Source organism: Alicyclobacillus hesperidum subsp. aegles (genome assembly GCF_027923525.1).
GTDB lineage: Bacteria > Bacillota > Bacilli > Alicyclobacillales > Alicyclobacillaceae > Alicyclobacillus > Alicyclobacillus aegles.
Genome location: NZ_BSBJ01000001.1, coordinates 112,055 through 124,151, shown reverse-complemented (window position 1 = coordinate 124,151; position 12,097 = coordinate 112,055). Strand labels below are relative to the sequence as shown.

The window sequence follows — 12,097 nt, the reverse complement described above, 5'->3', positions numbered from 1 at the left end:
ACCCTTCACCCGCTCCTCTGTCACACGTATATCGATGCATGGCATGTGCCCCGCTGGGCAAAGTAAGGGCAAATGACCATTGAATGAGGGGAACAGCCATGAAGACATTACGCCGTCGAACAAAAGTCGCGGCCATCGGCTTCATGCTCGCGATGCCTGGCGTGATCGCGGCACCCAATGTGGAAGCCGCTCAGACGATTTACAACACAAGCATGCCTTCCGTCATGCGCGTGGCGATTCGGGAAAACAACGCGAGCGGCGAACCAGATCCGCGTGGCCGCATTATCTACGTCCAAGCCGTCCCGTTTGTGACGTATTGCGAAGATGTATTGCCCAACGAGTGGTTCCCAAGTTGGCGTCCTGAAGCGTTAAAAGCGGGTGCAATGGCAGTCAAAATGTTTGCATGGTACCACCATCTGCACCCTGTGACCATAGACGGTTTCACGTTTGACGTCGATAACACGACGAATTTCCAACATTTTCAGGACCTTTCGTCGCAGCCAACCACAAATGCGGCATTTGCGGCTATTCAAAACGTGGCGTATACGCGACCCAATGGAGAAATTATCGAACTCAATTATTCAGCCGGTTATCAGAACGATCCAAATTGGCAATACCGCAACGCACAGAAAATGGCACAATGGGGAACCGAGTACTGGGCCGAACGAGGACAAAATTACGTACAGATTTTGCAGTTCTATTACCAGAATCGGGCACTGATGAAGCTTCAATCATAGTGCCTAGAACCACCTTTGGCCCTTGAAGAATACGACTCTAAACATCGAGGAGATCCTGCTATGAAGCGTTTTCCATCCGCTCGCTCTGTTCTGCTCGCATGTGCTGCTGCTGGCGTGATCGCGATGGCGATCCCGGTGGACGACAATTCGTCCAGTAACCATCATGCACAAAGCCTGCGCGGTGCTGTGGCCACGATGGGGCAAGTTCAAGATACTGTCGCCAACAACAACGCGACGACAGGTAACCGCACGCCTGTAGCACCCGCAAAACCGAGGCCGAATCAGGCAGTTCCGACACCTCCGCGCACAAATCCGGTACAGCCTGGCACCAACAACAGCGCCAAGCCACCAGGGGCTTCGACGCCACAACAGTCCAATCCGTCCGGAGCGGCAACGCCGGCGCCGGGAAGCCAGCCGCCCGCTGCCAGTCAAGCCACGCCTCCCGGCCCTGAATCGTGGGGATACACGCGCAAGACGAGCAAATTGCGCATTCATGTGATCGACGGGCGCACGAAACAACCACTCGAAGGTGCGGAAGTGGTCGTCATCGAGACCGAGCAGCGGTTTCGCACCGACAAAAACGGCGACACGCCATGGTTTGATGCACCCATTTTCCGCAATCCCAAGTACCGGCCAATGGTCGCCGAGCTGCATGGGCAACTGGGCGTTATTGCGTATAAGAACGGCTATCGCGACTCCATCCACCTAGGCATCCGGATGCACGAGAACATTCGTCAGGAAGCGACGGTGTGGATGTACAAGATTGGGCCGGGCGACAGGCGGATCGAACCCGTGCTCTACCAGGAGCCGTATCACCATCTTTGGCTGATTCAACTCGCGGATAAGTTTAGGCAACAATCCCAAATTGGCGAAGGCCCGGAACGCCCCTGACGGGGTTCGGGCCTTTTCGCTGTATGTTGCGTGGATATTAAGATTGCCGGACGAACATGGCCATTCGCCGTGCCGCTTCCGCCAGGCGATCCGGTGGAGCCAGCAAGCCGACGCGCACATATCCCTCACCGTGATCGCCAAATCCTGCTCCCGGTGCGACTGCCACATGCGCCTGAGATAACAAGGCCTCGGCGAACGCAACGGAATTCATGCCATTTGGAATCGGCACCCAACAAAAGAATGAGCCATCTGGCCTCGGCACATAGAGGCCGTGCTCCTGCGCACTCTGCACGAACGCATCACGGCGAACTTGATACGCATTCACCAACTCGTCGATGCAATCAGTCGGCCCAGTCAATGCTTCGGCCGCAGCCTCCTGCACCGCCGCAAAAATCGACACGTAATAGTGATCTTGAATTAGATTGATATGTTCGATCACGTCCCGATTTCCCACGGCAAAGGCCACGCGCCAACCGGCCATGTTAAACGTTTTGCTAAGCGTGTAAATTTCAATACCGACTTCCTTCGCGTCTGGTTGCGCCATGAACGACGGTGGCCGCTTGCCGTCATAGCCAATGGCACCATAGGCAAAGTCATGCACCACAAGCGTTCTATGCTCGCTCGCCTTGGCGATGACATGTTGAAAAAATTCAGGTGTCGCGCCGGCTCCCGTCGGGTTGTTCGGGTAGTTGAGATACCAAAGCCGCGTACGATCCCAGACTTGTTCAGGTACGGCGTCCAAGTCCGGCAAAAAGGAACGTTCGGCAAGCAGTGGCATGGGATAAGCCACGCCGCCAGCGAGCGCAATTCCACTCAGATAATCCGGATATCCTGGGTCCGGAACGAGCGCAACATCCCCAGGGTTCAAATATAATTCGGCCAATTCGACGAGTCCCGTTTTGCCACCGACAATCACGGCCACTTCCGTCTCCGGATCTACCGTAACCCCATACGTGCGCTGATAAAACGCGGCAGCGGCTTCCTTGAGTTTCGGTAAGCCGCGAAAGGGTGGGTATTTGTGCGTCGCTGGATCGAGAACAGCACGGCGAAGAGCTTCGACAATGTGCGGTGGCGTCGGCAGGTCAGGATTTCCCTGACCAAGATTGATGACGTCGTGCCCGGCGGCCTGAACGGCAGCAACCCGGCGCGTGAGTCCTGAAAAAAACTGCGATGGTAGACGCGAGATGCGATCCGCTACGACAAACTTCACAACGAGCGCCCCTTGTGTTCAATGGTTTGAAAACGAATTTTGCGACGGCGCAAACCGACGCTGAGAATGAGCCCTACCGCAAGATAGTCGATGGCAAGCGATGTGCCACCGTAACTGATAAATGGCAATGTGATACCTGTCGACGGACTCAGATACATGTCCGCCCCAATGTTTTCAAATACCTGAAACGAAAACATACCCACCACGCCAACGGCCATGTACATGCCAAACGGATCGATGGTCGTTTGGGCAATGCGGATCAAACGATAGCAAAGCAAAAGAAAGAGCAGCACTAAAATTGCCGAACCAACGAAGCCGAATTCCTCTCCAATTGCCGAGAAGATATAGTCGGTCCACTGATTTGGCACCCAACCGCCGCTGGTCAGCACACCTTTCCCGTAGCCTTCGCCAAACAATTGCCCGCTGCCAATCGCGGTTTGCGTCATATGAATGTTGTATCCATACTGGTCTTGGCTAAAGCTCGGATTAAGCCACGTCAGAATGCGGTACGACTGATAGGCTTTTAAAAGGTGATGCTTGATGAGCACATTTTGAATGAGCCCCAGCGTCTGCTGCGTATAGATGGTCGTCGCCAAAATACAGGCGCCGACGATGACCACGACAAAGCCCATAATCATCAGAAATTGCGCTCGCCGTGCAAACACCGTGTACATAGTCAACACGATGGCGATCATCACCAATGCTTGTCCAAGCGCTGGCTCTTTGTACGTCAATGCGAATGGCACTAAAAAAATCGGGAGAATGATCCATTGCTTACGCAAGCGATAATCGGGAACTTCCGACTCTTCCACATTCGCCATATAGCTCGCCAGCCAGATGATTAAAGCCAACTTTGCCAACTCGGACGGCTGAATGGACAGCGAGTGCAACCGGATCCACGAGTGCGCACCCTGTACGGCCGGAAACGCGAAAACGGCTACTAAGAGCACCATCGAAATGCCATATACCCACCAGTGCACACGCCGAAGCAGCCGATAATCGAACAACATCCCGCCGATAAGGGCAATCATCCCAACAATCTCCCACATGATCTGCTTGCTCATCACGTGACTCGGGATGAGCGGGTTGTGGTTGCCCCTAGTCGTCGCGTTGATCGCCATACAGGCGTACACGGCGAGCAGAATCAACACACCGATCACGGAGAGGTCGATGTACTTCATATTTCTTCGTAACGATTCCACGCGCCGTCCTCCTCCCGTCAAAATCAAACATCCCCATCATGCCCATCATGGCACGATTACGGCCCGCTTTCCAGCAGGACGCTTTGCAAAGTCTGCGGCGAATTTGTGACAATGCCATCGACGCCAAGATCGATCAAGTGGCGCATTTGCTCGGGATCGTCGATCGTCCATACATGCACCTCGACGCCAGCGGCGTGGGCGCGATCGACAAATGTTTGATCCACCACGGTTATCCCGTACCGCTCTCGGGGCACCTGCAAAGCGACATACGGTAGTCTGTGCTTTGTACGTCTAACGCCCATGCGGGTAGCGAGTAGAAAAGAAGCCACTTCGCGCACGGATGCGCTTGTCCGTAGCCTAGGGCAGCGCGATCGCGCCTCCACAAGCGTCGCGTGGTGAAACGAAGCCAAGATAATCCGCTCAAGCGCCCCAACCGCGTCGACCATTCGCAAAAACTCGCTGATGCGGGCATTCCGCGGTTTGATGTCGACGTTGATTGTACAATTCGGGAAGCTCTTCAACAATTCCAGAAATGTTGGTATCCGAACGCCTTGGCCTCGAAATGGAAAGGTCTTACCTCCATCCGGTGAAAAGCGATAGCCAAAATCGAGCCGCAACAATTCTGCATAGGTCATATCGGCGATCCGTCCTTGACCGTTGCTAACTGTATCCACGACTTCATCGTGGGAAACGACAAGCACGCCATCGCGCGTCCAGTGAACGTCCGTTTCTAAGATATCTGCACCCATATCAAGAGCTAGCCGAAAAGCATCCAGGGTATTGGCCGGCCTGTGTAGACTCGCGCCGCGATGCGCAATGACCTTACATCGAACATTGTGCCCATTCGCCCACCGTTGCGCCAACCGATCAGACGCCCGCATGGCATCACCCCGCAGCAAGCCAAATGTTCCCGCAAATTGGACAATCTGTGCATTCGCCGGGTCATTCGGGATACGCGCCCCATACCCTAGGCAGTGACAAAGGAGGCGTTCACCTATGCTTACGCACCACGACATTCGCAAATACATTGGTCAGCACGTCCATTGCCACACGCCGTTCGGGACGTTTCAGGGCATAGTCGTCCATTTAAGCAAGCACCATCTGATTCTAGGCAGCGTCCGCACGCCCACCTCGCTCGTCGCCTACGAGCAAACCGAGCCGTTCCGCCAAATGCCGATGGGGCCAGGCGGCCCGGGTAGCGGTTGGCATTTTGCGATCCCGCTCGCCGCCATCCTCGGCATCACGGCGATCGGCATGCACTGGTGGTAACCGCCGAACCAGGTAAGCTTTTCGTTTGTCATACTGCATTTTGGATGCAGGGATATGGCAACCCACGTCGAATTGAAAGACGAGTTGTCTTCAGTTACGGAGTGGGGTGCGAACGTGCGGACCGAACGACATCAGCCTGACTATATCCTCATGATTACGGTCCTCATGCTGACCGGCATCGGCGTAGTGACCATTTATTCTGCCAGCATGGTGTATGACTTGCACCTCGGCCTAAGTCCTGGTCACTTCGCCGTCCGCCAGTTAGCGGCTGCTTGCCTCGGACTCGTGGCATTTGCCGCATGTACCTATATCCCGTATCACTTCTGGTACCGACATGCGGCCAAATGTTTACTCGCCAGTATTGCCTTGCTTTTGCTTGTGATGGTTCCTGGAATTGGCCACCGCAGTTTAGGTGCCTCCCGCTGGATTGGCACAAGCAGCTTTCACTTGCAGCCGTCGGAACTCGCGGTCATCACCATCGTCTTGTACCTGTCTTTTTTGCTGACAAAAAAACTGCCGGTTCTTCACGACAATAAACGCGCGTTGCGTCCAGCGCTCGTGATTACGTTTCTGCTCACCCTTCTTGTTTTTGCAGAACCCGATATGGGTACAGCCATGACGCTTTTTCTGAGCGCCACGGTTTTGTTGTTCGCGTCCGGTTTGCGCATCAAACCGCTTGCAATCACCTTGTTCATCAGCTTTGGGCTGGGTCTGCTTGGCGTACACATGGCCTCGTATCGCTCCAGTCGCTTAACGGCGTTTTTACATCCGTTTCAACATGCACAGACCTCCGGCTACCAACTGGTCCAAGGACTAACCGCCATTGCAAACGGCGGGTGGACAGGCCGCGGCTTCGCGTCGAGCATTGCTTCGACGGGGTATCTGCCAGAATCGTACACCGACTTCATTTTCGCGGTGTTCACGGAAGAGTGGGGATGGCTTGGCGACATCGGCCTGCTCGCTATTTTTGCCGTGCTCATCTGGCGTGGGTTCCACATTGCCCGCTACGCGCGTGATCGTTTCGGCTCGTTACTCGCCATCGGCCTGACGAGCACTATCATCGTCCAGGCTGCCATCAACTTGGGAGCTGTGACATGGATGTTGCCAGTCACAGGCATTCCATTGCCATTTATCAGTTACGGTGGTACAGATGTGGCCATCAATTTACTCGCCGCAGGTATTCTGATGAGTGTATCGCGCGAAACAGGGCTTGTCATGCCCGAGGAGGACACGATTGCCGACATCATCTCGGTCGAAGAATTTCGTGCAGAGCGTTTGCAATCGGATCCTTCCGATGCCAAGTTTCCACCTCTGCAACGTCCAGCTCCAGTCGCGCGATTAACGTCCCGCCGCGGCCGCAAACCAAGCACACAAAGCCGCCAGCAAGACGTGGGGACCCCGACACGACCGCAACGGAACTTATCGTTGTCGTGGCGTGCCCAACAAGAGATGACAACGAATCGACGTGGGCGGCAAAGCGGTCGCGATGTACAATCGACTCAGAGCAAGCGACACCGTGATAAGCGATAGGAGGCTCAAACGATGCAGACATCATTCCCTGCCCCACAGCAAATGGCCCCGGATGTTTGGCTCATCGACCTTTTGGAACAAGGCCGACCTTTTCGAACCGGGGCGTATGTCATCTGCGACACATACCCGATTCTGATTGAAACCGGCGCCGCCAACTCCCACGCGGCCCTGCTTGCGGGTCTTAACGCCATCGGACTTCGTCCAACCGATCTCGCCTATGTAGCTGTTACCCATGTGCATCTCGATCACGCTGGAGGCGCCGGGCAATTCATGGCCAAGGCGCCACAAGCCAAATTGCTTGTACATCCGCGTGGTGCTCGCCACATGGCCGATCCCAGCCGCCTATTTCAAGGTGCGTCAGACGTTTATGGTAAGCGCATTCTTGATCTGTTTGGCCCCGTGCAGCCGGTCGCCGCAGAACAAATTCAGATCCAGGAACATGAATCCGTCATTTCAACCGGTAAGCATGAACTCACGTTCTTCGATACGCCGGGTCATGCAAGCCACCATTTCTCCATTGTCGACCCAAGTTCCGACATCATCATTGCCGGCGATGCGGCAGGCCTACGCTTCCGCAAGGAGTTTACCGGCTTCTCGTTCGACTTTGTGATGCCGTCCACATCCCCAGTCGATTTCGACCCGGATGCGGTCTCACGCACCATGGCCCTTTTCCGGCAACGGCCGGAAAGCACCATCTTGCACACCCATTTTGGTGCAACGCCCAAGGCCGAAGCCTTGGACGAAACCGAACGGCTATGTAGGGCTTTTGCGGCCATCATCAATCGGCGCTACGACGAGGACGAATCGGTCACCGGACTTGTCGGCGAACTCAGCGGTCTCATGGAGCAAAGACTCAGGGAGCTTGGCCACCACGAATTTAATCTGGAAGCCATCGCAGACGACTTTGCAATCAACGCAATGGGCCTGCTCCATTACGAGCGGCGCCGCAGGCGTAAACTGAATGCCGAGGCATCAGGTCAGACGTCGGCAACCGGCGCTTCGGAGGGTTCCTCAACCCATTGACCAAACGGAAAACGCTCGCGCACGGGATATACCAACCGCCCATCCTCCCGCAACGACTCGAAGAGGCACAGTTCTGTCACGACAGTCGATAGGCGGGTGGGCGGCGGTAGTCTCTTTACGTCCACCCACTTAGCCAGCTTGCGCGCCAGCGTGATATGTGGTCGAAATCGCTTCTCATCTAAATCCAATCGAACCCGTTCGGTCACCGCTTGCCGAACCAACTCGCCAAGTCGCATCAACTCGTCCCAATCCGATTCCTGACGGTCGAGTCCCAACCAAAAAATTCGATTTCCTGAAAATTCGCCGTAGTTTCCCGTAGTAATGCGCAGCGGCTTCACTTGGGAGGCCGCGACGTGACCAGCCTCGGTTAACGATGCGCGATCGGATTCGTCAACCATGCCGAGGAACAAAACGGTGATGTGGACCAGGTCTGGATTCGACCATGCAGCCGTGCGAACGTACGACTCGCGCAGGAGGTCAACTTGCGTACGCAAACTTCTCTTCCATTCGACGGGTAACTCAAGTCCAAAAAACAGGCGGGCACTCACTCAATCGCCTCCTCCCATGGCGATTCGCCGATAAGCTCCTTCATGGTAACCGACGTATACCTCGCCGTCTGGCGTTTCGAGAATGGGGCGCTTTAATAACCTGCCGTCGCGGGTCAGCTCGCTAATCCACTCGTCTTCGGTGAACTGAGCCCGTTTCAAGTCGCGTTGCCGATACACCGTGCCACGTGTATTCACAAAATCCTCAATGGGGCGGCCTGAGCATTTTAACCAGCGCCGAATCGTGTCCTCATCCGGCGGCGACGTGACGATATCATGAAACTGGACATCGGCCCCCGCTTCCGTCAACGTGCGTTTCGCTTCGCGACAAGTCGAACAACGAGCATATCCATAGAGTTGCAACAATCTCACCGACTCCTCCCGCACTTGCCCTATTTCGACTTTTTTCGATACCAGACAAGCGTACCATGTCTCACGTATAGTATAATCCACAGTGATGTTGAAAGCGGTGCCTAGACCATCTCGGCCCGCATAAGAAAGGACGATCCGCCTCATGCTCGCCATCTGGGTAGGCAAGCTGGTCGCTTGGCTTTTGCGCCTACGTGGTCATGACGCCACCAGTTTCCCGGGAAAAATTGCGTTGCGCTTCTCCCCCAACCTATTGCGGCGTTTTGGACGCCAGTTAGAGCGAGTCATCATCGTGACCGGAACAAACGGGAAGACGACAACCACATCGCTACTTGCGGCCATGATCAGCCAACAAGAGAACATTATCACCAATCACAAGGGAGCCAACCTCATCCAGGGCATTGTGAGCGCGTGTTTACGCGAATCGTCGTGGACAGGGCGTATACGCGCCAAAACAGCCGTCCTGGAAGTGGATGAAGCCACATTTCCGTTGATTGCGGATAGCTTGCCAATCGTCGTGATCGTCGTCACCAACGTGTTCCGTGACCAGCTCGATCGGTACGGTGAGCTTGATACGACTGTCGAAAAACTGTTTTCCGCCATTCGCAAGACTCAAGCATGCCTCGTTCTCAACGGGGATGATCCGCTTTGCCGTCACCTTGGCCTGCGTGCCAGCCGCAAAACGTTCTATTATGGCATGGATCGCGCAACTGCGAAGGTATCGGCGCGTAAACAGATGCGCGACGGTCAATTTTGCTTGCAGTGTGGGCATGAGCTGAGCTATGAAGGATTCTGGTATGGCCAACTCGGTCTGTACCGGTGTCCTGCCTGCGATTTTGTTCGACCACATCCTGAGTTTTTGGGGACGTACCGAGGACATACCCTGACACTTGCGGAAGATCTTGTGCCTGAACTCGAACTGACGTTGCCTGTTCAGGGCCTGTACAATGCATATAACGTGCTTGCGGCGGCAAGCGCGGCCCGCGTTCTCGGGCTTTGGGCCGATCCGATTCATGCGGGTCTTGCATCGTACTCGCCTCCAGCCGGACGCATGCAGTCATTTGACGTAGGTGCACCTGTGACACTGAACTTGATCAAGAACCCAACAGGTTGTGACAGCGTGATCGAAACAGTGACAAGCGATCCGCGGCGCAAATGGGTCGTCATCGGCATTAACGATCTCGCCGCTGACGGGCGCGATGTTTCGTGGCTGTGGGACGCTGACTTTGAACAACTGGCAGAGGATGAACACGTGGAGCGAATTATTACAAGCGGTCTGCGAGCACACGACATGGCGCTGCGTTTGAAATATGCGGGTATTGACACAAATAAAATTGGCGTGATTGAGCAGATGGACGATGCCATGGATAAAGCCGTTGCGGAGGCAGCTGCGGCACAGGCGGCTGTCTATGTCCTATCGACGTATACGTTATTGCACCCGGCGGTGCACACGTTAAGTGAGAAGGTGAGAAACGATGAGTCACAGACCCTTGCGTATCGGACATCTGTTTCCTGATTTGTTGAATTTATATGCGGATCGGGGTAATATCCTCACGCTCACACAGCGATTGCAGTGGCGTGGCCACGACGTGATCGTCGATGAAATCACGCATGCGGACACACCTCGCTTCGGGGCATATGATCTCGTTTTGCTCGGGGGCGGATCGGATAGAGAACAGATGCTGGTCGCAGGCTACTTGGCAAACCATCGTACAGAGTTGCGCCATGCTGTCGAGGATGGCCTTCCTTTACTCGCCATTTGTGGAGGGTATCAATTGCTGGGTGCCTACTACCAGGTCCCCAGTGGTGAAAAGATACCTGGGCTTGAATTGATTGATATGGTGACCAATTACAGCGCGGGCCAGCCCCGCTTAATCGGCAATGTTGCAATCCTCACGGAGGAAGCAGGCGTCGTGATGGGCTTTGAAAATCACGGTGGCCGGACCATTCACCAAGGTTCCCCTCTTGGCAAGGTTATTCACGGCCACGGCAACGACGGCGTGAGTGGCCTCGAGGGAATCCGTTACCGCAACGTATGGGGTACGTATATCCACGGTCCATTGCTGCCCAAGAACCCGCGTCTGGCGGATGCCATTTTACGGACCATGCTCCAATACGCTGGCATTGACGATACACTCGATCCCCTCGATGACCGTATGGAGGAAGAAGCAAGGCGTTCATTTGTGAAACTTCGCATGCCGGAGGTGGAGGCCGCGTTGGGATAACGATTATGCGTGTGCGGCCTCCCCTTGTGTTGCCAAAGCCTGTGCCCGTACAGCCAATTCCGCGGCCTTCAGTGCATGTTCCTGTGTCATGGCGTACTCTGTGCGATTTAGACAATCAAGGATGAGTTCACCGAAGAACGGATAGCCCACTTTGCCGTGAGTAGCAATGTGATACTCACCGCTATGATTGACAAGATAGACGTGATCTCCCTCATGGTCACGGGCAACATCCGTATACTTGCGCATCTCGATGTAGCCATCGGTGCCAAGGATAAACATGCGACCATCGCCCCAGGTTCCTAAGCCATCAGGTGTGAACCAGTCGACGCGAAAGTAGCCACACGCCCCATTATCCCCGACGACATTCACATCTCCAAAGTCTTCGAAATCGGGATACTCTGTATGCGCGTAATTCGCCACCCTGCTTGCGGTAATCGTCGCATCGTTCGCGCCAGTGTAATATAAAAACTGTTCTAGCTGATGGCTGCCAATATCGCAAAGAATACCTCCATAGAGATTTCGATGAAAGAACCATTCCGGCCTGGAAGGAGCATTTAATCGATGCGGCCCCATCCCCATCACTTGAACTACCTTGCCAATTTCACCTGCCTGAATCAACCTACCCGCGTATACGGCGCTTTCCACGTGAAGGCGTTCACTGTAATACACGGCATATTTTTGTCCAGTTTGTTCAACTGCCTTGCGAACCTGTTCCAGTTGCTCAAGTGTCGTGAGCGGAGCCTTATCCACAAAATAATCTTTTTGATGTTGCATGACCTGAATGCCAAATGCCGCACGTTCCGCTGGAATCCGTGAACTTACAATGAGCTGGATGTTCGGATCGTTTAACACCTGTTCCTCAGACGAAGCAGGACGGGAACCCGGAAACGCATCGAGAAGGCTTTTCATTTTCGCGGGATCCGGATCATACACCCATGTAAGCTCTGCGCCGGCCTCAACGAGGCCTCGACACATGCCAAATATATGTCCGTGATCGAGCCCGACGGCTGCGATGCGAAAGTCTCCTGGTTTGCATACGGGTTCTGGACGCCCCTCTGGTGCGTAGTTACTTCCATCCGCTCGATTTGTCATTCGT

General features: G+C 54.7%; 13 protein-coding genes. 7 read left to right on the top strand and 6 right to left on the bottom strand.

All coding sequences use genetic code 11. The features are described from left to right. Window positions 1–98: 98 nt before the first annotated feature. Together QMF38_RS00660 and QMF38_RS00655 are read left to right on the top strand one after the other, a co-directional pair. The gene (locus QMF38_RS00660) at window positions 99–737 is read left to right on the top strand and encodes a SpoIID/LytB domain-containing protein (protein WP_006447323.1); all 639 of its coding nucleotides are present in this window, start codon (window positions 99–101) and stop codon (window positions 735–737) included. A 60-nt stretch (window positions 738–797) separates the two neighbouring features. Beyond that, a complete protein-coding gene (locus QMF38_RS00655) occupies window positions 798–1,628 on the top strand; it encodes a hypothetical protein (RefSeq protein WP_040289765.1) in 831 nt (276 codons plus the stop codon). A gap of 37 nt (window positions 1,629–1,665) precedes the next feature. Here the strand turns inward: QMF38_RS00655 and QMF38_RS00650 are convergent, their stop codons facing one another. The 3 genes from QMF38_RS00650 to QMF38_RS00640 are packed head-to-tail and all read right to left on the bottom strand — an operon-like array spanning window position 1,666 to window position 4,921. Then, window positions 1,666–2,838: an aminotransferase class I/II-fold pyridoxal phosphate-dependent enzyme gene (locus tag QMF38_RS00650; protein ID WP_006447325.1), complete on the bottom strand. Its 1,173-nt coding sequence runs from the start codon at window positions 2,836–2,838 to the stop codon at window positions 1,666–1,668. Beyond that, window positions 2,835–4,040 (bottom strand): FtsW/RodA/SpoVE family cell cycle protein, encoded by a 1,206-nt coding sequence (locus tag QMF38_RS00645; RefSeq protein WP_040289766.1) that lies wholly within the window; start codon window positions 4,038–4,040, stop codon window positions 2,835–2,837. Before QMF38_RS00645 ends, QMF38_RS00650 begins: the two co-directional genes overlap by 4 nt. A gap of 56 nt (window positions 4,041–4,096) precedes the next feature. After that, window positions 4,097–4,921, bottom strand: a complete 825-nt coding sequence (locus QMF38_RS00640) for a glycerophosphodiester phosphodiesterase (RefSeq protein WP_100218651.1) — start codon at window positions 4,919–4,921, stop codon at window positions 4,097–4,099. A gap of 115 nt (window positions 4,922–5,036) precedes the next feature. Here QMF38_RS00640 and QMF38_RS00635 point away from each other — a divergent pair, with 115 nt between their 5' ends. Genes QMF38_RS00635 through QMF38_RS00625 form a run of 3 tightly spaced genes read left to right on the top strand, consistent with a single transcriptional unit; the run spans window position 5,037 to window position 7,862 of the window. Then, a complete protein-coding gene (locus tag QMF38_RS00635) occupies window positions 5,037–5,309 on the top strand; it encodes a hypothetical protein (RefSeq protein WP_006447327.1) in 273 nt (90 codons plus the stop codon). A 54-nt stretch (window positions 5,310–5,363) separates the two neighbouring features. Next, entirely contained in the window at window positions 5,364–6,839 is a 1,476-nt protein-coding gene (locus tag QMF38_RS00630) for an FtsW/RodA/SpoVE family cell cycle protein (protein WP_058094109.1), read from the top strand. A 12-nt stretch (window positions 6,840–6,851) separates the two neighbouring features. Continuing rightward, window positions 6,852–7,862 carry an MBL fold metallo-hydrolase gene (locus QMF38_RS00625; RefSeq protein WP_058094110.1) on the top strand — a complete coding sequence of 337 codons (1,011 nt, stop codon included), beginning with the start codon at window positions 6,852–6,854 and terminating at the stop codon, window positions 7,860–7,862. On the opposite strand, the gene thpR is transcribed toward QMF38_RS00625, so the two are convergent. Both thpR and QMF38_RS00615 read right to left on the bottom strand, forming a co-directional pair. Continuing rightward, a complete protein-coding gene (gene thpR / locus QMF38_RS00620; protein ID WP_058094111.1) occupies window positions 7,817–8,410 on the bottom strand; it encodes an RNA 2',3'-cyclic phosphodiesterase in 594 nt (197 codons plus the stop codon). The genes QMF38_RS00625 and thpR overlap by 46 nt on opposite strands. After that, window positions 8,411–8,779: an arsenate reductase family protein gene (locus QMF38_RS00615; protein WP_232302157.1), complete on the bottom strand. Its 369-nt coding sequence runs from the start codon at window positions 8,777–8,779 to the stop codon at window positions 8,411–8,413. 142 nt (window positions 8,780–8,921) lie between these two features. Here QMF38_RS00615 and QMF38_RS00610 point away from each other — a divergent pair, with 142 nt between their 5' ends. Both QMF38_RS00610 and QMF38_RS00605 read left to right on the top strand, forming a co-directional pair. After that, the gene (locus QMF38_RS00610) at window positions 8,922–10,292 is read left to right on the top strand and encodes a Mur ligase family protein (RefSeq protein WP_058094113.1); all 1,371 of its coding nucleotides are present in this window, start codon (window positions 8,922–8,924) and stop codon (window positions 10,290–10,292) included. Then, on the top strand, window positions 10,252–11,001 hold the full coding sequence (locus tag QMF38_RS00605; RefSeq protein ID WP_058094114.1) for a type 1 glutamine amidotransferase: 750 nt from the start codon (window positions 10,252–10,254) through the stop codon (window positions 10,999–11,001). The genes QMF38_RS00610 and QMF38_RS00605 overlap by 41 nt, the downstream gene beginning before the upstream one ends. A gap of 3 nt (window positions 11,002–11,004) precedes the next feature. Here the strand turns inward: QMF38_RS00605 and QMF38_RS00600 are convergent, their stop codons facing one another. Next, window positions 11,005–12,093: a Gfo/Idh/MocA family protein gene (locus QMF38_RS00600; protein ID WP_058094115.1), complete on the bottom strand. Its 1,089-nt coding sequence runs from the start codon at window positions 12,091–12,093 to the stop codon at window positions 11,005–11,007. Window positions 12,094–12,097 lie beyond the last annotated feature (4 nt).

Bases quoted from the DNA above. Each gene is read 5' to 3' on its own strand.
- QMF38_RS00660 (WP_006447323.1), top strand. From the start codon at position 99: ATGAAGACATTACGCCGTCGAACAAAAGTCGCGGCCATCGGCTTCATG.
- QMF38_RS00655 (WP_040289765.1), top strand. From the start codon at position 798: ATGAAGCGTTTTCCATCCGCTCGCTCTGTTCTGCTCGCATGTGCTGCT.
- QMF38_RS00640 (WP_100218651.1), bottom strand. From the start codon at position 4,921: ATGCGGGCGTCTGATCGGTTGGCGCAACGGTGGGCGAATGGGCACAAT.
- QMF38_RS00635 (WP_006447327.1), top strand. From the start codon at position 5,037: ATGCTTACGCACCACGACATTCGCAAATACATTGGTCAGCACGTCCAT.
- QMF38_RS00630 (WP_058094109.1), top strand. From the start codon at position 5,364: ATGGCAACCCACGTCGAATTGAAAGACGAGTTGTCTTCAGTTACGGAG.
- QMF38_RS00625 (WP_058094110.1), top strand. From the start codon at position 6,852: ATGCAGACATCATTCCCTGCCCCACAGCAAATGGCCCCGGATGTTTGG.
- QMF38_RS00610 (WP_058094113.1), top strand. From the start codon at position 8,922: ATGCTCGCCATCTGGGTAGGCAAGCTGGTCGCTTGGCTTTTGCGCCTA.
- QMF38_RS00605 (WP_058094114.1), top strand. From the start codon at position 10,252: ATGAGTCACAGACCCTTGCGTATCGGACATCTGTTTCCTGATTTGTTG.
- QMF38_RS00600 (WP_058094115.1), bottom strand. From the start codon at position 12,093: ATGACAAATCGAGCGGATGGAAGTAACTACGCACCAGAGGGGCGTCCA.